Genomic DNA, 22278 nt, shown 5'->3' with positions numbered 1-22278 from the left:
GCGCAATTGCGCACCTGAGAATCTCGAGATTCCGGGTTCGGTCCTGCGGACTGCCCCGGAATGACGATCTCTAGTGAGGAACTTGCGCCCGGGCGTTGCGGACGCGCTGGACGAGCTTCCTGGGCGGCGTGGCGCCGAGCATCGGCTGCGGGTTGCCGTTCGGCTCGAGCCAAGTCTCGCCAAAATTGGTCTCGCCCATTTTGGTCGTGCCCATAGTGGCGACCTGCACGGCCTCCTGCCGCTGCCGCTTTGCCGCATAGTAATAGCCGCCCGCGAAATAACGCACGGCTCGGGCATGGTCGCCATTGGCAGCGCGATAGGCGCCGGCGAGATATTTGACCGCATAGGTGAGGTTGGTGTTGGGATCGCGCAGGCCTGCGGCATCGCCTGTGTAGCCGACGCCGCGGGCGGTCGCGAGCTTGATCTGCATCAGCCCGATGGTGCCGCCGCGGCCGACCAGGCCGGGCTGATAGCGGCTCTCGCGCATGATAACGCGGTGGACCAGCGCCTCCGGCACGCCGTTGGCGCGGGCATGGGCTGCGACCATCTCGGCGTATTCGGCTTGGCCGGCGAATGCGCCCTGCGGCAAAATCAGTGCGGTTGCGAGCAGCGCGGCAACGCGTAAAATTTTCATCGAAATATTCCTTGGCAGAACGGACCTGCACCCATGCGGGTTAGGCCGTGGGAACACGGCGATGATGTGGCGAAACGCCGCCTTCGGCGATTTTCGTTGGGCCGTCGCTTTTACGACTCAAACTCACGTTAAGCTTGGAGCTGGCAGAGCGCCTTACGCGACAGCTGGTCTGTCCATTCGTGTCTCCGCCCAAAAATCGCTTTCAAAACAGCATTCGGGAGGACGTCCATGACCCCGCGAGACATCGACGACATTCCCACGCAGAACCCCTGTGCACAGTGCGGCACGCCGATTCCATTCCCGGACTGGATCGAGCCGGGCGAAGGCCGCGTTTCCTATCTCTGGAATTGCCACGCCTGCGGCTACCGCTTCGAGGCGGTGGCGATCTTCGATGAGCACGCCATCAAGCACCCGCCGCTCGCGGCTTGAGCTACGCCGCCAGCAGCGGCTCCTGCCACACCGGCAATTGCATCCGCACGATCAAGCCATGCGGCTCGCGGTCGTGCAGTGACAACTCGCGGCCATGGGCGAGCGCGATCGACGGGCCGAGCCCGAAGCCGGTGGCGCGTCCATGGTGGAGGCGTCGTCGCCGCGCACGAACGGCTCCAGCATCTTGGCCGCCGGAGGATGCTTCTTCGGATCGTCGTCGACGACGGATTCGACCAGCAGCACGTTGATCGGCGCGCATGATTGTCGGAACGGTGCGCCGCAATATGTTCCTGGGTGACGCAGGAACATGCCCTGGGCGCTTTTCGGCTCGCGCATCGCGCGACGAAATTGCCGCCCGCACGGAACTGGGCGTGATCAGCGCTGTTTTCTCCGCACAAGGTTTCTGTCGAAGGAGAGGACAACATGATGAAGTCGATCGTCGCCGGTCTTGCCGGCACAGCACTGCTCGCGACCGCTGCGTTCGCGCAAACGCCGCCCGCCACCACCGACAAGGCGCCGACCGCGGCCACCGCCACGACGACGAGCGCGTCCGACCAGTGGCGCGTGTCGAAAATGTCGGGCGTCAAGGTCTATAACGAGGCTAACGAGAACATCGGCTCGATCAACGACCTCTTGATGGACAAGAGCGGTAACATCAAGATCGCCGTGATCGGCGTCGGCGGCTTCCTCGGCATGGGCGAGCATCTGGTCGCGGTGCCCTATGAGAAGCTGAAGTTCGTCAACGAGGCCGTCGCCTACTCCGGCACAGGAGCCACCAACCCGCCCGGCCGGCCGGCTGCGACCACGACGACTGGCGCAGCCACCGGCACCGACAAGACCGCGACGACCACGACCTCGTCGGCGTCGAAATGGTATCCGGACCACGCCGTGTTCAACGCCAGCAAGGACGAGCTGAAGAACATGCCGGAGTTCAAGTACACGGAGTAATGAACTTCTAAACGCCTCAACGAAGCGCGCCCGGTTTTCCCCGGGCGCGCTGTCGTGTCTTTTCGTCATTGCGGCGAACTTGCGTATGACGACGCAGTTCAATGCCCCTTCACCAGAGGGCAGCCGCCCTTGTCGAGCGGACGGAAAGCCTCGTCGCCGGGCACGGTGGCGATCAGCTTGTAGAGGTCCCACTCGCCCTTGGATTCCTCGGGCTTCTTGACCTCGAACAGATACATGTCGTGGACCATGCGGCCGTCGATGCGGATCTTGCCACCTTTGGCGAAGAAGTCGTTGATCGGTGTCTTGCGCATCTCCTCCATCACCTTCGGCGCCTCGTCGGACTTGATGGCGTCGATCGCCTTCAAATAGTGCATGGCTGCCGAGTAGAGGCCGGCCTGGATCATCGTCGGCATGTGGCCGACCTTCTCGTTGAAGCGCTTGGAGAAGGCGCGCGTCTCCTCGTTCATGTCCCAGTAGAAGGCGTCTGTGACGATCAGGCCTTGGGTCGCCTTGATGCCGAGCGAATGCGTGTCGGTAATCTCCTGCAACAGCGCGATCATTTTCTGGCCGCCCTGGGTCAGGCCGAACTCGGAAGCCTGCTTCAAGGCGTTGGTGGTGTCGCCGCCGGCATTCGCCAGCGCGACCACCTTGGCTTTGGAGGCCTGGGCCTGGAGCAGGAAGGAGGAGAAGTCCGACGAGTTGAGCGGATGGCGGACCTCGCCGAGCACCTTGCCGCCGCTCTCCTTCACCACGTTGGCGGCGTCGCGCTGGAGCGCCATGCCGAAGGCGTAGTCGGCGGTGACGAAGAACCAGCTGTCCTCGCCGCGCTTGACCATCGCCTTGCCGGCGACGTTCGACAGCGCATAGGTGTCGTAGGTCCAGTGCACCGTGTTGGGCGAGCAGGCGGTGCCGGTGATGTCGGACGAGCCGCCGCCGGAATTGATGTGGATCTTGTTCTTCTCGCGCGTCAGCGCCGAGACCGGCAGCGCCACCGAGGACGTCGGCACGTCGAAGATCGCGTCGACCTTGTCGTTGTCGTACCAGTTGCGGGCGATGTTGACGCCGACGTCGGGCTTGTTCTGGTGATCGGCGGCGACGACCTGAACCGGCTTGCCCGCAACCTTGCCGCCGTAATCAGCGACCGCCATCTCGACCGCGGCGAGCGAGCCCTTGCCGGTCGCGTCCGCATAGAGGCTCGACATGTCCGTGAGCACGCCGATCTTGACGATGTCATCGGAAATCTGGGCCTGTGCGGTGCTGCATGTTGCGGCAAGCGTGAAGCCCGCTGCGACCGCGGCGATGAGTTTTTGCACGTTCTTTCTCCCTGCGTGTTGTTGTTTGGGTGTTGTTGCGCGCCTGTTCTAGCCGCAATCGGCGCCGCCGGCTAAGCCAGGAGCGCCGTAGCGGAATGCAAAAAGGCGGGGGCTGAGCGGGGAATAGGGAATTCTTCGAGATCGCTTGGCGGCGCCGGTCAGGCGCTCCTGCTCTTGAGCCGTTCGTTGCGCCGACGCAAGCCTTCCAGGGTAGCGAGGAGGATGACCGATACCGCCGTCAGCACCACCGCCGCTGCCGTGATCGTCGGGCTGATGTTCTCGCGAATGCCGGCGAACATCTCGCGCGGCAGGGTGCGCTGCTCGGGACCTGCCATGAACAGCACGATCACCACCTCATCGAAGCTGGTCGCGAAGGCGAACAGCGCACCCGACGCCAGGCCGGGCAGGATCAGCGGCAGGATCACGCGGCGAAACGCTTGAAGCGGCGAGGCGCCGAGTGAGGCGGCGGCGCGCGCCAGGTTGGTGTCGAAGCTTTGCAGCGTCGCGCCGACCGTGATCACCACAAACGGCGTCGCCAGCGCCGTATGGGCCAGGATCAAGCCGAGATAGCTGCCGGTCAGTCCGATCGGCGCGAAGAAGAAATACAGGCCGACCGCGGTGATGACGCCGGGTACCACGACCGGCGACAGCACGAAGGCCAGCACGAGCGGCTTGAACCGGCTCCTCCACTGCGCCAGTCCCAGGGCGGCCAATGTGCCGAGCACCATGGATAGCACGGTCGAAGCGACGCCTATGATCATGCTGTTCTTCAGCGAATTCATCCAGCGCGGCGAATTGATGAAATCGTCGTACCAGCGCAAGGAGAGGCCGGGCAGCGGATAGGTCAAGTAGGAGCCTGAGCTGAAGGACAGCGGCATGATCGCCAGGATTGGCGCGATCAGGAAGATGAACACCAGCGTGGAGACAATGATTGTCGCGGTCCACGCGATGCGCTGGCTGGGCGTGCGGAGGAGGGAATTGTCGCTCAATTCTTCATTCCTCCCGTAACCTGCTGGCCATGCACCAGCTTTCCGTAGACGAGAGCGAGCAGAAGAGTGACCAGCAGCAGCACCGCGCCCAACGCCGAGGCAAGGCCCCAATTGGCCGTCTCGGTCGTGTAGAGCGCGATGAAGTAGCTGATCATCTGATCGGCGGCGCCGCCGACGAGGGCCGGCGTGATGTAATAGCCGAGCGCCAGGATGAAGACGAGCAGGCTTCCCGCGCCGATGCCGGGCAGGGTCTGCGGCAGGTAGATGCGCAGGAAAGCGGTCAGCGGTGGCGCACCAAGCGAAGCGGCGGCACGCATGTAAGCAGGCGAGATCGCCTTCATGCTGCTGTACAGCGGCAGGATCATGAACGGCAGGAGAACGTGGGTCATCGCCACGCAGACACCGAAGCGGTTGTAGATCAGGCGCAACGGCTCGTCGATGATGCCGAGCCAGTGCAGGCTGTCGTTCACGACGCCCTTGCTCTGCAACAGCACGATCCAGGCGCAGGTGCGGACCAGAAGCGAAGTCCAGAACGGTAGCAGGACGAAGATCATCAGCAGGTTCGACCGGCCGGGCGGCAGCGTCGCCAGCAGGTAGGCGACCGGGAAGCCGAGGATCAGGCAGAGTGCCGTGACGCTGATGCTGATGAGGAAGGTGCGGGCGAAAACATCGCGGTAAATGGCCTGATCCGGCGGGGCCGCGACGATCGCGCCGTCCGCGTTTCGCGTCAGGTCGAGCGCCGCCAGAAGGTAGAAGCCGGTCACCGGACCGCTGGCGTCCTTGATCGTCGTCCAGGTGGCGCGTTCGCGCCAGGCCGGATTGATCTTGCCCAGCGTCTCCTTGGCCGTGCCGGGCTCCGGCACCGCCTTCAGATTGCGTGCCGTGCTGGTCAGGATCGTGCGGAAGCCATTCAATGCGTAGTTCAGCCGCTTGGCCGCAATGGCGATGGTGCCGGAGGCGCGCGTCGCCAGGATGTCGCTGGCCAGCGCCGCATAAGCCATTTCGTCTGGCAGGTCCCTGCCATCCCAACTGGCCAGAGCAGCTACCGTGTGAGGGAAGACCTGGCGCACCTCCCTGTCCTCGACCGAGCGCCACAACATGCCGACGATGGGCCCGGCGAACGTGAAGAGCAGGAAGACGAGAAGCGGTGCCACCAGCGCCAATGCCTTGACCTGCCGTGTCCGCTCAGCACGCCTCAGCCGGCGCTTGAGCGGCACCTCGGTCGACGCATTGGCGCCGGTCAGGAGCGCATCCGTCACGGCAAGAGCCCCTTTGAACGGATATCCCTCCCTAATTTGGGTAGGTCAATCGCATGTGGCCTTTTGGAGCGGCCGGTGCAAGCGCCTCGTCCGTCGAGACGACCGCTTCGCGGTCTCCTCAGGATGAGGCTTATTGACATAGGTGCCTGTAAGATCGCTGCCACAGACTCAGACCTCATCCTGAGGGCCCGCCGTAGGCGGGCGTCTCGAAGGATGCGCCACGGGCGAGTTGTCCGCCACGCACCCTACCTGCTGCGTAAGTCGATTGCCGCCGCGCGCTACTTCGCCGCCCATTTGTTGAAGCGCTCGGTCAGGCGGTCGATGTTCTCGAGCCAGAAGGCAACGTTGATCTCGACCGCGTTCTTGATGTTGTCAGGCGCCGTCGGCAGGTCCTTCAGAACGGCGGGCTGTAGCCGCGCGGCTGCGTCCTTGTTCGAGGTGCCGTAAGCAATGTTCTCCGACAATTTTGACTGGTTCTCCGCCTTGCCGACGAAGTCCAGGAACTTGTAGGCGGCGTCCTTGTTCGGGCTCCCCTTCAGGATGATCCAACTGTCGAGAGTGAAGAGCGCTCCATCCCACACCATGCCAAAGTTCTTCTTCTCGTTCTTGTTCGCGGTGTCGATGCGGCCATTGTAGACCGAGGTCATCGCCACCTCGCCGGACGCGAGCAATTGCGGCGGCTGGGCGCCGGCCTTCCACCAGACGAGGTCGCCCTTGATCGTGTCCAGCTTCTTGAAGGCGCGATCGATGCCCTCGTCGGTCGCCAGCACCTTGTAGACGTCCTTCGGTGCGACGCCGTCGGCCATGAGAGCGATCTCCAGCGTCGTCTTCGGGCCTTGGCGCAAGGCGCGCTTGCCGGGAATCTTCTTGGTATCGAAGAAGTCGGCCCAGCCTTTCGGCGCCTCCTTCAGCTTGTCCTTGTCGTAGCCGAGAACGAAATCATAAAGGATCGCGCCGACGCCGCAGGGATTGACCGCCGGTGCGATGTAGGCGGACTCGCCGCCGATCCTGGAATAATCCAACTTCTCGAACAGACCTTCCTCGCAGCCGACCGCCAGTTCGTCGCTTTCGACCTGGACCACATCCCATGTGGCGGCGCCCCCCTGCACCTTGGCGCGCAGCACCCCGATGCCGCCGTCCCAGGACTCGTCGTTCATCGCAATCCCGGCCGCCTTCTTGAAAGGCTCGAAATAGACTTTCTTCTGGGCATCCTGATATGCGCCACCCCACGACACGACGGTGAGGTCACGCGCCTGCGACATTGTCGTCAGCGCGGCGCTGGCGGTGAGCGCCGCGGCGAAACCCAAGGCAATCTTGCCAATCTTGCGGTTCAGCATGGTCCTTGTTCCTTCTTCATGTGAGTTGCGTTGAGATGCCCGACCGCTTGTTTTGGATGAAGGCTGCAGGGTGGATCAGACGGGATCGAGGGCCAGGCAGTCCTCCGGGCGAAAGGTGATCGACACACTTTCGCCTTGTCTCAGACTGTGATGCGCCACGGGCTGAAGCTTGACCATGAACTCCGAATTGCCGGCGACATCGAGCACAGCCAGCGCGTGATCGCCGAGATAGATGGTGCTCTGCACCTTGGCCGGCAGGCGGTTCGGTCCGTCACTGGAGGTGCCATCCGGGACAATGGAGATCCGCTCCGGCCGCACCGACAGGGAAGTCGATGCGCCTGCGCGTGATACATTGACCGCCCGTGCGGTCACGGCGCCGCCACCGGCCAGCGCGACGCGGCAATATTCCTTTTCGATCGTTTCGACGGTGCCGGCCAGCACATTGTTCTCGCCGATGAAGTGGGCGACGAAGCTGTTCACCGGATGCTCGTAAAGCGAGTCGGGCGTATCGATCTGCTGCACAATGCCGTCGTTGAATACGGCGATACGATCCGACATCGTGAGCGCTTCACTCTGATCGTGGGTCACGTAGACGATCGTGATGCCCATTGTCTCGTGAAGTTGCTTGATCTCGAGCTGCATCTGTTCACGCAGGCGCTTGTCCAGCGCGCCCAAGGGCTCGTCCATCAGCACGAGTTGCGGATTGAAGACCAGCGCACGGGCCAGTGCGACGCGTTGCTGCTGACCGCCGGACAACTGCGCGGGCCGTCGGTGCGCCAGGCTTTCCATCTTGATCATGCGCAACGCCGCGCTGACGCGCTCCTGCGCTTCCGCCTTGTTGATTTTGCGAACGGATAGCGGGAAGGCGATATTCTCCGCAATGGTCAGATGCGGAAACAAGGCATAGTTCTGGAATACCATGCCGATGTCACGCTTATGCGGCGGCACGTTCTTGATCGGCCGGTCAGCGAGGTAGATCTCGCCATGGGTCGGAACCTCGAAGCCAGCGAGCATCATCAGCGTGGTCGTCTTGCCCGAGCCCGACGGGCCGAGCAGGGTAATGAACTCGCCCTTCTTGATCTCGAGGTCGAGGTTCTTCACCACGAGGTGCTCGCCATCGTAGGTCTTCTGAATGCCTGAAAAGCGTACCAGTGCCGGCGCAGGCGTGACCATGCCGGCTTCCATGTCGTCCTCGCGTTATCAGCTACGATGCTGTCAGCGCCTCGTTCGAGCTTGCGAGGAACAGCTTAGCATCCTCCGATGAGAATGCCAGCGGTGCAAGCGAAGACGCGCACGGACCCGGTGAGCGAAGGCGGGCTACATCCCCGACAGCTTCGTCACAACCACCTTCAGCGAGCCGCCGGCTTCGGCGACGACGCGCAGGGTCTTGGAATCGAAGGCGATGTCGGCAAGCGTCAGGCTGTCGATCTTGGCTTCGACCTTGAGGCCATCCTCGCTCTTCTGGTAGTCGGCGATCGCGGCTGCGATCTTCTCGCGGGCGTTGGCGGCGATCGGCTTCAGGTCGAGCGTCGCCTTCTGCAGCAGGGCCTGTTGCATCTGCGGCACCACGGCACGCGCCGCGGCTCCTAACAGACCGAACGCCGCCTCGGATTCCACCGCGAGCTGGATGTCGGCGAGCCGCAGCGTTTGCTGCGCCTGGTCGAGCATCGGCCGGCCCCAGATGTGCACGGTCGCCTCGGCGCCGAGGCCGAACCAGCTCTTCTTCTCCTTGGCGCGCACCAGCAGCGAGATCAGCAGGCGGTCGCCCGAGGGGGTCACGTTGACGGTCTTGACAGTGACGTCGACCGGGCCGGAGCCGTCCTCGGGATAGGTATGGCCGACCATCTGCGCCGCGATCAGCTTGTTGATCTCGGTGAAGGGCACGTCGATCGGCACGCCGATGTTCACGCCCGTGCCGGTCGGCGGCACGATCGAGATCTTGTCGGGAAACGGACACTCCGGCTTGGTCGGCGTCGAGGTCACGCGTGTCTCGGCCTCGAGGCCGAGCAGCAGCGTCACGGCCTGTGCATCGACGCGCGGCTGCGCCGCGATTGCGCGCACCGGCTTCATCTCGAGCCAGAGCGGCGGCAGTGCGGCCGATGAGCCCGAGCCTTGCAGCGAGATCGAGCGGCACGCCTTGGCCCATTGCACCCTGGCATTCTCCCGCAGCGAGGGATCGTTGCGGATGCGCTCGGAGACGGCGTTGATCTGCTCGCCGACATTCTTGTCGATCAATGGCTTCACCTGCGCCGGCACGTTGACCTTGGCGCCCGCGACGGCAACGTTGGTGTCGCCGAGATTGACCTGGGCGCCGAGATTGGGCTCGAGATACCAGTTGGCCGCGAGCTTCGGGCGCGAGGTGACGACCACGTTGCCCTTGATCTCGGCGCTGGCGTTCAGGTTCTTGATGTTGACCGCGCCGATCCGTTTCGCGGCGTCGCCGCCGAGCACACTGCCGAGCGCGTCGCCAAGCGCGCCGGTGGCCTTCGAGGACAGCGATCCCGTCACGTTCAGCCTGCCGGTGAGCGGCGTCGACAGCGTCAGCACGTCCTTGTCGCCTGTTGCCGCCATCGGTCCGCGCGCCGCCGTCCATCCGATGTCGGCGTTCTCCAGGATCTGCGAGATCGGGTTGTCGGCCTTTCCTGCGAAATTGCGCGGCGAAGCCTTCTCGGCCTGCTCGCGGATCACCGACAGCGCGATCGCGACCGGCGCGATCACGATGGAACTCTTCGAGGCCGGCGGCAACGGCGGCAGTTGCGCGACCGTCGGCGCCGAATTGGTCACGCGCGGCGACAGCAAGTCCATTGCCTTCAGGCTGATGAAGAACGACGCCGCGAGCACTGCGACGGCGATCAGGATCGTCTTCAGATTCAACGTCAGTCGCATCAATCCCCCAAGCCGCCCCGACGGGGGTTTTACAGGGCTGGCGCGGAGGGCGCTAGAGCGCACAGGTGGGGTGGAATTGGGGCGAACAGGTTAACGGCTGCGAACGCCCCGTTGCCGCGCGTTCAAATCGTTATCGCGAGGCTAGCTGCGTCGGGGACGGCGGATCGCCCTCACATTGCCGCGACTGCCACCGCCGCAGAAGAAGCGATCGCCGCCGTCCGACTCCAAACCTGAGACCATCGTCCCGGCGGGCAGGTCGAGCTGCTCGAGAACCTTGCCCGTATCGGGGTCGATCCGCCGCACGTCACTTTCTTCGTTCTCCCAGGTGCCATGCCAGAGCTCGCCATCGACCCAGGTCACGCCGGTCACGAAGCGCTTGCTCTCGATGGTGCGGAGGACCTTTCCCGTTTCGGGATCGACCTGATGAATCTTGCGCTCGCGATATTGCCCGACCCAGAGCGAACCTTCGGCCCAGGCCAATCCGGAATCGCCACCGCCGCCGGGCGCCGGAATGGTGCTGAGCACCCTGCCGGTGGCGGCGTCGATCTTCTGGATGCGATCTTCGGAGATCTGGAACAGGTGCCGGCCGTCGAACGCCGTTCCCGCATGCGCGGCGACACCGATGGAGCGTGCAATCTTGCCGTCGGCCGGATCGACCGCGTTCAGCTTGTCGCCGGACGCGAACCAGACATGTTTGCCGTCATAGGTGACGCCATGCACGGCTTCGACGCCCGCGAAAGGCCCATACTCCTTGATGATCTCGGCGGCTGTACGCTTCATGTGCTCGATCCCTGTGATGTGACCTCACCCTACGTCTTCAGGAGCGGCGTGGGGAGTAACAAGCCTGTCGGGAAACCCGGGACGGGCGGGGTCATCCAACGCTTCGCCCGGCCATGTCCGAAGGACTGCACCTTGTGTGATCGCGCCAGATCGTCGAGGGCCCGCTGCACGGTGCGGGCGCTCGTTCCGAGCGCCAGCGCGAGCGCCGAGCTCGACCAGGGCTCGCCGTCGGACAGGAAGGCGAGCACTGCGGCGTGCTTCTCCTCGACCGGACGCGCCAGCACAAGAACCTGTCGCGTTTTGCGCGGTGTCAGCGCAAAGCCGTGTTTGGTCGCGCTCACATCGGCAAGAGGCTTGAGCTTGGCGCGGAGCCGACCGATCTCGACCCGTAGCCGGGCGCGATGCGATTCATCGACGTGCCTAGCGCGAAACGCGGCGGTCATCAGAGCCTCTCGGGACACGTCCGCGGGCCACGCCTGCGCCAGGGGGCGGGCGAGCGCGAACAGCACCGGCCGCGTTCCCAGCGACACGACGATGCCTCCTTTGCGAACGGTGTGATGGAACGTGTCCACGACGAGCGCTTGAGACGCCGCCAGCGCTTCGACCTGTCCGAGCAACAACGGATGCTCCTTGCCGCGTGCGATCAGGCGCGCCGCGGGCGTGTCGAGCACGAGGTTCGTGCCTTCGACTTCGGCCGTCAGCGCTGGAATCCCAGCCGACCGTGCCGCGTCGGCGGCGCGGTCGAGCGCCGCGCGCGCAACTTTGGTTTTGAGCCGCCGGATTGCGATGCCGGCGACCACGAGTTCACGGATGACCTGAGACGCAGGCGGAAGAGCGCCTGCGCCGAGCTCCGCCAGCGTGCGCTCGGCCTCGTCGAGGCGCCCGAGCAGAAGAAGGCGGCGGGCCTCGATGTGACCGGCATGGGCGGCATTGGCGAGATCGCCGTGCCTTGCGAGTGTCGCGCGCGCCGCTGCGAGCGTCTTCGCCGGCCAGCTCAGGTCGCGCGAGACCAGCGCGATCTCGGCCTCGGCCACGACGCACCTTGCGCGCGCCACCGCCTCTCTCGGACCGAAGGCGCGTGCGGCGCTCCGCAGCAGCGTCTTGGCCTTGGCGAAATCGCCGAGCTGCGCCATCGCGATGCCGCGCAGCGCCAGCGACGGTGCGTCGTTGCGCAGCGCAACGCGGTTCAGCGCACCGAGCGGATCGCCCGCCTCGAGCGCGCGCGCCGCGGCCGTGATCAGCGACTCCATTCTAATCCCGCCACACTTGTTACTCCCACTCCGCAACCGCGAGATGCCAGAAACAGTTTACGACCGACGATGTGCGGTGAAGGGCCAGGGGTTCCGCGTCTGTCATAACGCGATGCGGAATGATCGCCCAGGCAAGAGGTTTGGAGAGCCATGATGACATCAGTTGAGAACGCAGGGACGAACGCACATTCCGCCATGCAGACACCGCCTGTGGTGTCGCCGCAGGACTGGGAGGCAGCCCGTCAGCAACTGCTCGTAAAGGAAAAAGCGCATACCCGTGCCCGCGATGCCCTGGCCGCCGAGCGGCGGCGCATGCCCTGGATGGCGGTGGACAAAACCTATGCGTTCGAGGGCCCCGGCGGCAAGCTCAGTCTAATTGACCTATTCCAGGGCCGGCGGCAATTGATCGTCTACCGTGCCTTCTTCGAGCCGGGGGTGTTCGGCTGGCCCGACCATGCGTGCCGGGGCTGCTCCATGGTCGCCGACCAGGTCGCCCATGTCGCGCACCTCAATGCCCGCGACACCACCCTTGTCTTCGCCTCGCGCGCGCCGCAGGCCGATATCGCGCGGCTGAAGCAGCGGATGGGCTGGATCATGCCCTGGGTCACCATCACTGACAGCTTCGATGCTGATTTCGGCGTTGACGAATGGCACGGGACCAACGTGTTCTACCGTGACGGCGACCGCGTGTTCCGCACCTATTTCGTCAAGAGCCGGGGCGATGAGCAGATGGGCGGTACCTGGAACTATCTCGACATCACGCCGCTCGGCCGCCAGGAGGTCTGGGAGGATTCGCCGAAAGGCTATCCGCAGACCCCGACCTACAAATGGTGGAATTGGCACGACAGCTACACGGAAGGTGCAGCACCCGACGAGAAGTGGGTCGAGATCTCGACCGCCGGCGAGAAGGCTTTTCGGCAGGAGGCTGCGGGAGAACGGAAATGACCGCTTCCGCAAGCGCGGCCGCCAGCGTCAACTGCGACAGCGTCGCGGCCGCGCGTCACCTCGCCCGATGGCTGGGGCTGGCGGCCACGCCGACCTTCGCGATCATGGCCCTGCTGACCGCCGCGCTCGGCGGCGGTGCGGCGGACATGCTCTGCTCCGCGGGACAAGGATCCGTGCTCGTTGGCATGCTTCCGATGTATCTGTTGATGAGCGCGTTTCATTCCGCGGCGTGGCTGAGATTGATTGCGGAGCGAAGGCGCGGCGGCGAGCGGTAACGCACCGCCCGGTGTGAACGCCTCGTCCTTCGAGACGCGCGCAAGCGCGCTCCTCAGGATGAGGCTAGTTGGCATCGGGCCCGTTGAAACTGCTGCCACACCTGCGCCCTCATCCCGGGAATGAGGCTAATCGGCATCGGAGTCGGGGCTAGAGCGCTGCCGCGAACTCCGCTCCTCATCCTGAGGGCCCGCCGCAGGCGGGCGTCTCGAAGGATGATGTGATCCGCGCTTCGCCACCTCATGCAGCTCGGCGAGGTCGCCGCGCATGAAGGCTTCTTTCTTGGCGCGGCTCCATTTCTTGAGCTTGCGTTCGCATTCGATCGCGTCGGTGATGCGATCGAACCATTGCGAGAAGACCAAGGTCACGGGCCGACGCGCCTTTGTATAGCCTTCGAACGTGCCGGCGTTGTGCTGCGCGACCCTGATGTCGAGCGCGGTGCGCGTTGTGCCGATGTAGTAACTGCCATCGGCGCATTTGAGAATGTAGAGGTACGCCTTCGGTCATCGTGAACGCCTCGTCCTTCGAGACGCGCGCAAGGGCGCGCTCCTCAGGATGAGGCTAACGGGCATCTGCAGTTTGGTGCAAGGGTTCCGTATGGATTGGCGGCCGCGTAGTCCGACCTCATCCTGAGGAGCCCGCCGCAGGCGGCGTCTCGAAGGATAGCCACGATCACCGACACCAAGCAAAAATGACGCGCTTAGCCTAGGTCGTTACTGCGAAGCTGCCTGCAGATACGCAACCACCTTGGCCGCCTCCTCCGCCGAGATGCCGCCATAGGGCTGCATCTTGTGGCCGGACACGACCTCGTCCGGCTTGACCATGAAGCGGGTGAGCTTGTCTTGGTCCCAGATGAAGCCGGCTTCCTTCATCGACGACGAGTAATTGTAGTTCGGCAGCGCGCCGGCCTTGCGTCCGACGATCTTGTTAAGATTGGGACCGAGACGATTGTCGCCCTCTTTCATGGAGTGGCAGGTGCGGCAGGAATTGTTGAAGGCCTGCTGGGCTGCGTCGTCGCTCGCCGGCTGCTGCGCGAGCGAGAGGGGCAGTGACAAGAGCAACGTCAATGCCCCGGTGCCGATCGCGCGCAGCCATGCCCTTGACGAACGTTGCCGGCGTGCTTGCATCTGCGCCTCCATCAGGGATCGCGCTGCAGCAAGCGCGCTTCGGGATGTCGAGGGCAAACGAGCACGGCGCCCGGTGGGTTCCGGGGCCGTTTGCGTCACAATGTCCTGTCGCTCAGCGCGTCGCAGCTCCAAGCTCGGCTCGCCGCTCCGTCATCGGCAGCACGATGACCTTGGTGCCGACATTGACGCGGGCGTAGAGGTCGGTGACGTCGTCATTGGTCATGCGGATGCAGCCGGACGAGACGTGCTTGCCAATGGTCTCGGGCGCATTGGTGCCGTGAATGCGGTAGATGGTGCTGCCGAGATACATGGCGCGGGCCCCCAACGGATTGCCGGGGCCGCCGGCCATGTGGCGCGGCAGATAGGGCTGGCGGGCGATCATTTCCGGCGGCGGAGTCCAGGCCGGCCATTCGGCCTTCCGGCTCACCGATTGGATGCCGGACCAGGTGAAGCCGTCGCGGCCGACGCCGATGCCGTAGCGCAGCGCCTGGCCGTTGCCGAGCACGTAGTAGAGATAGGTGTTGGGCGTGTCGATGATGATCGTGCCTGGCGCCTCCCGCGTTGCGTAGGAAACGGTCTGGCGGCGGAAGCGGGCCGGCATCTCGACCGCGTCCTGATCCTCGGACGGCGCGGCCTGATAAGGCATCGTCTGGTAGGGCTGGTACGGCTGGAGCGGCTGCGGCGCCGTCATCGGCGGCAGCGGTTGAAAGAAGGGGAAGAGCTGCACCGGCGCAGCGTTGGCTGTACCTGCGAACGCGATTGCAGAGATCGCGACTGCACTGATCGCAACGGCGCGCGAATAGCTCTTGAACGTGTCCAGATTGATCATTGATCGCCCCTGTTTGCTCGGTGTTGTTGATCACCGCGGCACCGTTTCGGTGCTCCGTTGGGGTGATCACTAACGGCAAAACATTTCGGGACATTTGCGTGGAAAACCGAAAACGGCTTCGTGGCGGCAAGAATTGTTTCATGACAGTTTCGTGGCCGCGCGGGCCCGTTAACGAACAAAACAGAGCGCCGACACTTCTGTGACGTCATACGCCTGAAATATCCTTCGTTGATGGTCGGAAACCGAGAATCATCAAACTCTCGGGATTGTCCCATGCGGGTATTAATCGCGACCGACGCCTGGCATCCGCAGGTCAACGGCGTGGTGCGGACGCTGACCTCGCTGGCGAGCGCGGCCAAGGCCCTCGATGTCGAGATCGACTTCCTGACCCCGGACGGTTTTCCGTCATGGCCGCTGCCGACCTATCCGGGCCTGCGCATCGCGTTGCCGAGTTTCAGGGAAATCGCACGGCGGATCGAGAAGGCCGCTCCCGAGGCGCTGCACATCGCGACCGAAGGCCCGATCGGCTGGGCCGCGCGGGCCTATTGCCGGCGCAACCGGCTCGCCTTCACCACATCCTATACAACGCGCTTTCCCGAATATGTTTCGGTGCGGACCGGCATCCCCGCGAACATCGGTTATGCCGTGCTGCGCCACTTTCACGATGCCGCCGCGATGACCATGGTGGCGACGCCCTCGCTGCGGCAGGAGCTGTCTGAACGTGGCTTCAAGCGGCTCGGCTTCTGGACGCGCGGCGTCAACACCGAGCTGTTCCATCCCGACAGCCCAGCAGCTCTCGACCTGCCACGGCCGATCTTCATGACGATGGGCCGGGTCGCGGTGGAGAAGAATCTCGAAGCGTTCCTCGCGCTCGACCTGCCCGGCACCAAGGTCGTCGTCGGCGACGGCCCGCAGAAGCCTGCGCTGGAAAAGAAATATCCCGGCGCCGTCTTCCTCGGCGAGAAGAAGGCGGCGGATCTCACCGCGCACCTCGCCGCCGCCGACGTCTTCGTGTTTCCCAGCCTGACCGACACCTTCGGCGTGGTGCAGCTCGAGGCGCTCGCCTGCGGCACGCCGGTTGCGGCGTTCCCGGTGACGGGCCCCAAGGACGTCATCGCCGATCATCCGATCGGCGCGATCGACCATGATCTGCGCACCGCGTGCCTGCGCGCGCTCACGATGTCGCGCCAGACCTGCCGCAACTTCGCGCTGGAGCGTTCCTGGGAAAACAGCGCGCGCCAGTTCGTCGGCAATCTCACCTCACTTCAGCCCAGCCGCACCTTGCGCGCCTCGCCTCGCATGGCGCGGCGGCCGGTGCGCGGTTGATCGTCCATTTGAACCACAGCGAGAACCTCATCGATGGCTAAGATCATGAACCTTGACGGCACGCAGCAGCTCGACCTCACCCGCGGCACGGTCGAGCAGGCCTATGACCGCTGGGCGCCGGTCTATGACCTCGTGTTCGGCGGCGTCTTCGCCAAGGGCCGGCAGGCGGCGATCGCGGCCACCAACAAGATCGGCGGGCGGGTGCTCGAGGTCGGCGTCGGCACCGGCATCTCGCTGCCGCTCTACGCGCCGAACTTGCGCATCTTCGGCACCGACATCTCGGAGGCGATGCTCGATAAGGCGCGCCGCCGCGTGAGCGAGCAGAAGCTGAAGAACGTCGAGGGCCTCGCGGTGATGGACGCCGAGAAGCTCGAATTCCCCGACAACTCCTTCGACGTCGTCATGGCGCAATACGTCGTCACCGCAGTGCCCAATCCGGAGAAGGCGCTCGACGAATTCGTCCGCGTGCTGCGCCCGGGCGGCGAGCTGATCATCCTCACCCGCGTCAGCGCCGATACCGGCATGCGCCGCTTCATCGAGCAGAAGCTGCAGCCGGTGGTGCGTCCGCTCGGCTTCCGCACCGCCGAGTTCGCCTGGTCGCGCTATGCGAAGTGGCTGGCCGGCGCACGCGGCATCGAGCTCGCCGAGCGCCGTCTGATTCCGCCGCTCGGCCACTTCTCGCTGGTGCGCTTCCGGAAGGTCGACGTCGCCAAGGCGGCGTAGCATTGCTGTTGCCCCTCATGGTGAGGAGGCGCGCAAGCGCCGTCTCGAACCATGAAGGCCCGCCTGCTGCAGACGGGCCTCGCCCCTTCGAGACGCTTGCCAGGCAAGCGCCTCAGGGTGAGGGGAGAGAGTGACCGTGCGTTATCGCGCCGCTGCACATCGTCACATGACAAGATGATGATGTCACACGGCCTACATCGAATCCGTTTAAATCCCGTAGCCGAAAGCATCTTGGGGAAGAGCATGATCAAGAATTATCTCGAGCAGCTGCGCATCCAGCGCTGGGACGACCATCGCTACTATCACCACAGCCGCATCAATCAGAGCCTGCACTTCGTCAGCGCGCTGAGCTTTCTCTTTGCCTATGTCTGGCTGTTCATCGACCCCGTAGTGTCCGCGCTGGTCGGCTGGCTGGTCTCGATGACCTCGCGCCAGGCCGGTCACTTCTTCTTCGAGCCGCACGGTTACGACCACATCAACCAGGCGACGCACGAGCACAAGGAAGAGATCAAGGTCGGCTATAACCTTCAGCGCAAGGTGGTGCTGATGGCGATCTGGGCGCTCTCGCCGCTGGTGCTGTTCGCCGATCCCACGCTGTTCGGCCTGTTCACGCCTTGGGCGAGCGCGACCGACTTCATGCGGCAGGTCGCGAAGATTTGGCTCCTGGTCGGTGGCGGCGGTCTGTTGTTCCGTACCGTGCACCTGTTCTTCATCCGCGACGTCGAGACCGGTCTCGTCTGGATGACCAAGATCCTGACCGATCCGTTCCATGATTTGATGCTCTATCGCAAGGCTCCGCTCGCGCTGATGCGTGGCGAGCTGATGGACCCCGGCCTGCACCTCAACCCCGAGCACACGCTGGGCCTCATCGGCGAGCCGACGCTCGAAGAGCAGCACGCCTGAGCGCGCTGCGCATATCCAATACTCTGATGTCTGATGCTTGCGTCATGCCCGGGCTCGTCCCGGGCATCCACGTCTTGGGGGCGTCTTCGCCTCTTCCCGCGTGCGGGGGACGGTCCGCAGGACCGAACCGGGAATCCCAGGATTCGGGGTTCGATGCTGCGCATGGAATGACGGTGGTCATGTGGAAAGAATCGGCCTCAACGCCCGAACCGCGTGGCCAGCATCTCTTTCAGGATCTGCCGCTTGATGCTCTTGTTGGTGAGCGCGCCGTCGTGCCACCAGAAACCGTCGGCCTTCATCTTTTCGGCCGCGCGGACGAAGCGCTCGGCGACCTCGGTGAAATCGGCGTCGGTGTAGTTGAGGCTGAAGATCAGCCGTCCGGTGCCGACCCAGCTCAGCGCCAGGCCCTCGGCGCGCAGATAATATTGCAGCATCCAGTTGTAGCGGGACGGGGTGGTGTATTTCACCGTCCAGATCGAGGAGAAGTTGGCGAACCGCACCGGCAGGTCGGCATCGCTCATCATGTGGTTGAGCTTCTGGACGCGGCCGTTCCAGGTCGCCTCCAGCCCGTCATAGACGGCGCGGAAGTTGGGGCTGGCGAGGCGGCTCAAGAACTCGTCCATCGCCATCATGACGTAGGGATGCGAGTTGAAGGTGCCACGGGCGAAGCAGATGTCGGCGGGACGGTCGTCGCGGAAGCGGCGCATCAACTCGCGTCTGCCGCAGACGACGCCGACCGGCAGGCCGCCGGCGAGGCTCTTGCCGTAAGTCACCATGTCGGCGCGCACGCCGAAATATTCCTGGGCCCCCCCGGCGGCGAGACGGAAGCCGACGAACACCTCGTCGAAGATCAGCACGATGCCGCGTTGGTCGCAGACCTCGCGCAGCTTCTTGAGCCACTCGGTGTACGCCGCGCGGTCGAAATTGCCGCCACGGGAGGAATCGACCAGCGAGGAATCGCCGGGGGCATTGGCGTTCGGATGCAGGCCCTGCAGCGGGTTGACCAGCACGCAGGCGATGTCCTTGCGGGTACGCAGCACGTGCAGGGTCTTCTCCGACATCTCGGCGAGGGTGTAGGTCTCGTGCGCGGGAATCGGATTGCCGACGCCGGGCTGCACGTCGCCCCACCAGCCGTGATAGGCGCCGGCGAAGCGGACGAGATGCGTGCGCTTGGTGTGGTAGCGCGCGAGCCGCACCGCCTGCATCACGGCTTCGGTGCCGGACATGTGGAACGAGACCTCGTCGAGGCCCGAGATTCGGCAGAGCCGCTGCACGTTGTCGAGGATGACGGGATGGTAGGGGCCGAGCACGGGGCCGAGCGCGTGCGCGCGCTTCTCGGCGCCCTCGATGCACTCCTTGTAGAAGTCGTTGCCGAAGATGTTGACGCCGTAGGAGCCGGTGAGGTCGTAGAAGCTGTTGCCGTCGACATCCGTGACGGTGACGCCGCGCGAGGATTCCATGAAGGTCGAGGTGCCCAGATGCTCGCGGACCAGTCGCGAGAACTGGAACGGCACGCGGTAGCTCTCGGTGAAGTTCAGATCGGAGATCCTCTCCGCGGCCTCCTTCGTCATCGCGCGTCCCCTGGGATAGCGCTCGGCGTAGAGGCCGGCGAGGCGGAAGAAGCCCTCCTTGCGCTGAGCCGCGATGTTCGCCGGCGCGCCATCGCAGGAGAAGTAGTCGTCGTTTCCGAACTCGTAGAACGGGATCAGCCGCGCCACGCGGCGCGACATCTTGGAATGCCCGGAGAGCGAGCGGTGCTTGGCGCGGGAGAGCTCGATGCGCGCCTTGAGCTTCGGGAAGGCGGCGGCAGCGGACGCTGCGGCGGCCACGGACATCGAGAGAATCGGGAGTGTCGTTTCCATGACAACAAGCGCTAACCCTGCGAGCTGACAGATTCATGACAGTCAAAGCCCTCATCGCCTCTTTCACCCAGCAGGAAGACCTCAACTTCTTGTTGACCAACCGCATCCCGCGCGCGGCCCTGACCCGCTTCATGGGCTGGTTCTCCAAGATCGAGAACCCGTTTGTGCGGGACTTCTCGATCGCGCTGTGGAAGCTGTTCTCCGACCTCGACCTGTCGGAGGCGCGCAAGGCCCATTTCAAGAGTCTGCATGACTGCTTCACCCGGGAGCTCAAGCCGGGTCTGCGGCCGTTCGATCCGGACCCGGCGGTGGTCGCGAGCCCCTCCGACGGCATTGTCGGCGCCCATGGCCGGATCGCCGACACCGAACTGTTTCAGGTCAAAGGCGCGCCCTATTCGCTGCTCGATCTCGTCGGCGATTCCGCTCTGGTCGACCAGCACCGCAACGGAAGCTTCGTCACCCTGCGGCTGACCTCGAGCATGTATCACCGTTTCCACGCGCCTTATGATGCGCATATCGAGCGCGTCACGCTGATCCATGGCGACGTCTGGAACGTTAACCCCATCGCGCTGAAGCGCGTCGAGCGGCTGTTCTGCAAGAACGAGCGCGCGGTCATTCGCACGCATTTGCCGACCGGCGAGGCGGTGACGCTGGTGCCGGTCGCCGCCATCCTGGTCGCGAGCATCCGCCTGCACTTTCTCGACATGGTGCTGAACGGGCAGACCCGTGGCCCCGTCAATTTTCCCTGCGACGTCAACGTGATTAAAGGCGAGGAGCTCGGCTGGTTCGAGCACGGCTCGACCATCATCATCCTGGCGCCCGGCGATTTCACGTTCTGCGACGGCATCACGGAGGGCACGCGCATCCGCGCCGGTCAAGCGCTGCTGAAGAGAGAGTAGCCTTCAATCCGCCGCGCCCGCCGCCTATATCGTCCGCGGGGACAACTGGATGTGAGTGATGGCGCGGGTGCCGGTGATGGCGGCGGGTGGTGTTGTGCTGCGGCGAGGTTCGACGCCGCTGATCGCCGTGGTGCGCCAGCGCAAGCGCAACGAATGGGTCTTGCCTAAGGGTAAGCTCGACGACGGCGAGACGCCGAAGGAGGCCGCGCATCGCGAGGTGCTAGAAGAGACCGGGCACGAGGTCGCGGTGCACGAATTTCTGGGCACGCTGGGCTATCAATCGGGCGGGCGCACCAAGGTCGTGCATTTCTGGCGCATGGAGGCCGATGGCGGGCCGGTCCGCAAACCGATGAACGACATCAAGGCGGTGGACTGGCTGACGTTGGACGACGCAATCGCGCGGCTGTCGCGCGAATATGAGCGCGCGTTCCTGGCGCAGATCGGTCCGATTGCGCTCGCCGCTGCCGGTGTTGCGCCTTTGCCCGAGCCTACGGCGCCGGCCGATCATATCGATGCGGCCTTGCAGACACTGACACCAGCCGAAGCCGCCTCGGTCGACGAATTGCGGCACGGCCTGTTGCAGAAGGTGAGGGCGTGGCTGCGCGGCGAGGCGTGAGCGCGCCGCACGCTGGTCGAGACGGCATCCGCAAGTTAGTGCGGTCGCGAGTAACGCCAGCTCCTTGCGACAGCGGGAATCCGCCTTGAAGCTGGATGCTGCCCGGCTGTACGCCGCAAGCAGCTAAGCTGGCATTGCGCAATCGAGGATGACACCTTCGGTGTCAGCTCACGCGCTTCCAGGTCTGGCCGCCGCAGAACATGCCGCCGAAGGCGCAGCCCTGCACGCGCATTGCATTCGGACCTTTCATCGCGATGGTCGAGTCGTAATTGCGGCCAGAGTTGGGATCGTGGATGCGGCCGCTCCACTTCGAGCCGTCGGGCTTCATGTTGATCAGGATGCGCTCGTTGGTCTTCACGGCATAACCGCAGAGATTGGCGCCGCACTGCTCGACACGGACATTGCCTTTGTTCTCCTCGGTCGCCCACACGCCGATCGGCGAGTTTGGTGCTGCCACGGCCGCCGCGGCAACCGGAGCCGAGGCCGGCGCGGGAGCAGCAGCAACGGGAGCGGGTGCGGCGACGGGAGCAGGCGCCGCAACAGGTGCAGGCTGCGTGGTGTCGAGGCCGGCGGACGGGGTGCCGGGAGCCGTCGGGTCCGTTGCGGCGGGCGCAGCTGCCTGGACCGGCGCCTGTGGCACTGGCTGCTGCTGCACCGGAGCCGGCGCCGGCTGCGCATTCGTGGTCGCCGGAGCCGGCGTGGTGTCGATGTCATCATCCTTGGAGCCGCCCAGGCCCTTGAGGTTGATGTTGTTCAGCTTGATCGGCTTGTCCGACAGGCCCGGCGCCACGATGGTCACGCAATTGAGCGAGGCACAATTACGCGGCGTCTCGATGCGGATGTGCTGGCCTTCGATCTGGAACGAGATCGAATTGCCGGCATGCGCGGCGGCGGTCGAAGCAAGGAAGAGCGCCGTCGCGGCGATGGTGAGCTTGTTCATGACAACCTCC

General features: G+C 64.5%; 23 protein-coding genes and 1 pseudogene. 9 read left to right on the top strand and 15 right to left on the bottom strand.

Features of this window, described 5'->3' with window-relative positions; translation table 11 throughout:
* Positions 1 to 70: 70 nt before the first annotated feature.
* Entirely contained in the window at positions 71 to 634 is a 564-nt protein-coding gene (locus tag IVA96_RS27450; RefSeq protein WP_247420396.1) for a lytic transglycosylase domain-containing protein, read from the bottom strand.
* Positions 635 to 862: 228 nt separating this feature from the next.
* Here IVA96_RS27450 and IVA96_RS27445 point away from each other — a divergent pair, with 228 nt between their 5' ends.
* Positions 863 to 1063 carry a hypothetical protein gene (locus IVA96_RS27445; RefSeq protein ID WP_247278426.1) on the top strand — a complete coding sequence of 67 codons (201 nt, stop codon included), beginning with the start codon at positions 863 to 865 and terminating at the stop codon, positions 1061 to 1063.
* A gap of 1 nt (position 1064) precedes the next feature.
* Here IVA96_RS27445 and IVA96_RS27440 read toward each other — a convergent pair.
* Positions 1065 to 1249 (bottom strand): annotated as a pseudogene (locus IVA96_RS27440) (two-component sensor histidine kinase); the annotation flags it as partial.
* 237 nt (positions 1250 to 1486) lie between these two features.
* Here IVA96_RS27440 and IVA96_RS27435 point away from each other — a divergent pair.
* Positions 1487 to 2011 (top strand): PRC-barrel domain-containing protein, encoded by a 525-nt coding sequence (locus IVA96_RS27435; protein ID WP_247420394.1) that lies wholly within the window; start codon positions 1487 to 1489, stop codon positions 2009 to 2011.
* Positions 2012 to 2109: 98 nt separating this feature from the next.
* Here IVA96_RS27435 and IVA96_RS27430 read toward each other — a convergent pair whose 3' ends face one another.
* The 8 genes from IVA96_RS27430 to IVA96_RS27395 form a co-directional block, all read right to left on the bottom strand.
* The gene (locus IVA96_RS27430) at positions 2110 to 3324 is read right to left on the bottom strand and encodes an ABC transporter substrate-binding protein (protein WP_247278428.1); all 1215 of its coding nucleotides are present in this window, start codon (positions 3322 to 3324) and stop codon (positions 2110 to 2112) included.
* A gap of 158 nt (positions 3325 to 3482) precedes the next feature.
* Positions 3483 to 4313: an ABC transporter permease gene (locus tag IVA96_RS27425; RefSeq protein ID WP_247420392.1), complete on the bottom strand. Its 831-nt coding sequence runs from the start codon at positions 4311 to 4313 to the stop codon at positions 3483 to 3485.
* Positions 4310 to 5572 carry an ABC transporter permease gene (locus IVA96_RS27420; protein ID WP_247420391.1) on the bottom strand — a complete coding sequence of 421 codons (1263 nt, stop codon included), beginning with the start codon at positions 5570 to 5572 and terminating at the stop codon, positions 4310 to 4312. The genes IVA96_RS27425 and IVA96_RS27420 overlap by 4 nt, the downstream gene beginning before the upstream one ends.
* 278 nt (positions 5573 to 5850) lie before the next feature.
* Complete coding sequence (locus IVA96_RS27415; RefSeq protein WP_247420387.1) at positions 5851 to 6909, bottom strand: ABC transporter substrate-binding protein; 1059 nt, start codon at positions 6907 to 6909, stop codon at positions 5851 to 5853.
* 75 nt (positions 6910 to 6984) lie between these two features.
* On the bottom strand, positions 6985 to 8094 hold the full coding sequence (locus IVA96_RS27410) for an ABC transporter ATP-binding protein (protein WP_247420385.1): 1110 nt from the start codon (positions 8092 to 8094) through the stop codon (positions 6985 to 6987).
* Between the two features lie 132 nt (positions 8095 to 8226).
* On the bottom strand, positions 8227 to 9795 hold the full coding sequence (locus IVA96_RS27405) for a DUF4403 family protein (RefSeq protein ID WP_247278433.1): 1569 nt from the start codon (positions 9793 to 9795) through the stop codon (positions 8227 to 8229).
* 141 nt (positions 9796 to 9936) lie between these two features.
* Positions 9937 to 10575, bottom strand: a complete 639-nt coding sequence (locus tag IVA96_RS27400; RefSeq protein WP_247420383.1) for a PQQ-binding-like beta-propeller repeat protein — start codon at positions 10573 to 10575, stop codon at positions 9937 to 9939.
* Between the two features lie 29 nt (positions 10576 to 10604).
* Complete coding sequence (locus IVA96_RS27395; protein ID WP_247278435.1) at positions 10605 to 11825, bottom strand: helix-turn-helix domain-containing protein; 1221 nt, start codon at positions 11823 to 11825, stop codon at positions 10605 to 10607.
* A gap of 150 nt (positions 11826 to 11975) precedes the next feature.
* Here IVA96_RS27395 and IVA96_RS27390 point away from each other — a divergent pair, with 150 nt between their 5' ends.
* Together IVA96_RS27390 and IVA96_RS27385 are read left to right on the top strand one after the other, a co-directional pair.
* Positions 11976 to 12770, top strand: a complete 795-nt coding sequence (locus IVA96_RS27390) for a DUF899 domain-containing protein (protein ID WP_247420381.1) — start codon at positions 11976 to 11978, stop codon at positions 12768 to 12770.
* Positions 12767 to 13045 carry a hypothetical protein gene (locus IVA96_RS27385; protein ID WP_247420379.1) on the top strand — a complete coding sequence of 93 codons (279 nt, stop codon included), beginning with the start codon at positions 12767 to 12769 and terminating at the stop codon, positions 13043 to 13045. Before IVA96_RS27390 ends, IVA96_RS27385 begins: the two co-directional genes overlap by 4 nt.
* 126 nt (positions 13046 to 13171) lie before the next feature.
* On the opposite strand, the gene IVA96_RS27380 is transcribed toward IVA96_RS27385, so the two are convergent.
* The 3 genes from IVA96_RS27380 to IVA96_RS27370 form a co-directional block, all read right to left on the bottom strand.
* The gene (locus IVA96_RS27380) at positions 13172 to 13498 is read right to left on the bottom strand and encodes a GIY-YIG nuclease family protein (RefSeq protein ID WP_346347915.1); all 327 of its coding nucleotides are present in this window, start codon (positions 13496 to 13498) and stop codon (positions 13172 to 13174) included.
* A gap of 258 nt (positions 13499 to 13756) precedes the next feature.
* Positions 13757 to 14182 (bottom strand): c-type cytochrome, encoded by a 426-nt coding sequence (locus IVA96_RS27375; protein WP_247420377.1) that lies wholly within the window; start codon positions 14180 to 14182, stop codon positions 13757 to 13759.
* Positions 14183 to 14282: 100 nt separating this feature from the next.
* Positions 14283 to 14999 carry a L,D-transpeptidase gene (locus IVA96_RS27370; RefSeq protein ID WP_247420375.1) on the bottom strand — a complete coding sequence of 239 codons (717 nt, stop codon included), beginning with the start codon at positions 14997 to 14999 and terminating at the stop codon, positions 14283 to 14285.
* Between the two features lie 273 nt (positions 15000 to 15272).
* Here IVA96_RS27370 and IVA96_RS27365 point away from each other — a divergent pair, with 273 nt between their 5' ends.
* From IVA96_RS27365 to IVA96_RS27355, 3 genes are all read left to right on the top strand, one after another.
* Positions 15273 to 16325 carry a glycosyltransferase family 1 protein gene (locus IVA96_RS27365; RefSeq protein ID WP_247278440.1) on the top strand — a complete coding sequence of 351 codons (1053 nt, stop codon included), beginning with the start codon at positions 15273 to 15275 and terminating at the stop codon, positions 16323 to 16325.
* 33 nt (positions 16326 to 16358) lie between these two features.
* Positions 16359 to 17048 carry a methyltransferase domain-containing protein gene (locus IVA96_RS27360; RefSeq protein WP_247278441.1) on the top strand — a complete coding sequence of 230 codons (690 nt, stop codon included), beginning with the start codon at positions 16359 to 16361 and terminating at the stop codon, positions 17046 to 17048.
* A 243-nt stretch (positions 17049 to 17291) separates the two neighbouring features.
* Positions 17292 to 17951, top strand: a complete 660-nt coding sequence (locus IVA96_RS27355) for a hypothetical protein (RefSeq protein WP_247335559.1) — start codon at positions 17292 to 17294, stop codon at positions 17949 to 17951.
* Positions 17952 to 18148: 197 nt separating this feature from the next.
* Here IVA96_RS27355 and IVA96_RS27350 read toward each other — a convergent pair whose 3' ends face one another.
* A complete protein-coding gene (locus IVA96_RS27350) occupies positions 18149 to 19813 on the bottom strand; it encodes an aminotransferase class III-fold pyridoxal phosphate-dependent enzyme (protein WP_247420372.1) in 1665 nt (554 codons plus the stop codon).
* Positions 19814 to 19848: 35 nt separating this feature from the next.
* On the opposite strand from IVA96_RS27350, the gene asd reads away from it, so the two are divergent.
* Together asd and IVA96_RS27340 are read left to right on the top strand one after the other, a co-directional pair.
* Positions 19849 to 20712 (top strand): archaetidylserine decarboxylase, encoded by an 864-nt coding sequence (gene asd / locus IVA96_RS27345; RefSeq protein ID WP_247420369.1) that lies wholly within the window; start codon positions 19849 to 19851, stop codon positions 20710 to 20712.
* Positions 20713 to 20770: 58 nt separating this feature from the next.
* Entirely contained in the window at positions 20771 to 21328 is a 558-nt protein-coding gene (locus tag IVA96_RS27340; protein WP_247420367.1) for an NUDIX hydrolase, read from the top strand.
* A 163-nt stretch (positions 21329 to 21491) separates the two neighbouring features.
* Here IVA96_RS27340 and IVA96_RS27335 read toward each other — a convergent pair whose 3' ends face one another.
* On the bottom strand, positions 21492 to 22268 hold the full coding sequence (locus IVA96_RS27335; RefSeq protein ID WP_247420364.1) for a DUF2147 domain-containing protein: 777 nt from the start codon (positions 22266 to 22268) through the stop codon (positions 21492 to 21494).
* Between the last annotated feature and the right edge of the window lie 10 nt (positions 22269 to 22278).

The sequence above is a fragment of the Bradyrhizobium sp. 159 genome (assembly GCF_023073795.1).
Classification (GTDB): Bacteria; Pseudomonadota; Alphaproteobacteria; order Rhizobiales; family Xanthobacteraceae; genus Bradyrhizobium.
The sequence above is the reverse complement of the archived record's forward strand: the minus strand, read 5'-3'. Positions and strand labels throughout refer to the sequence as shown.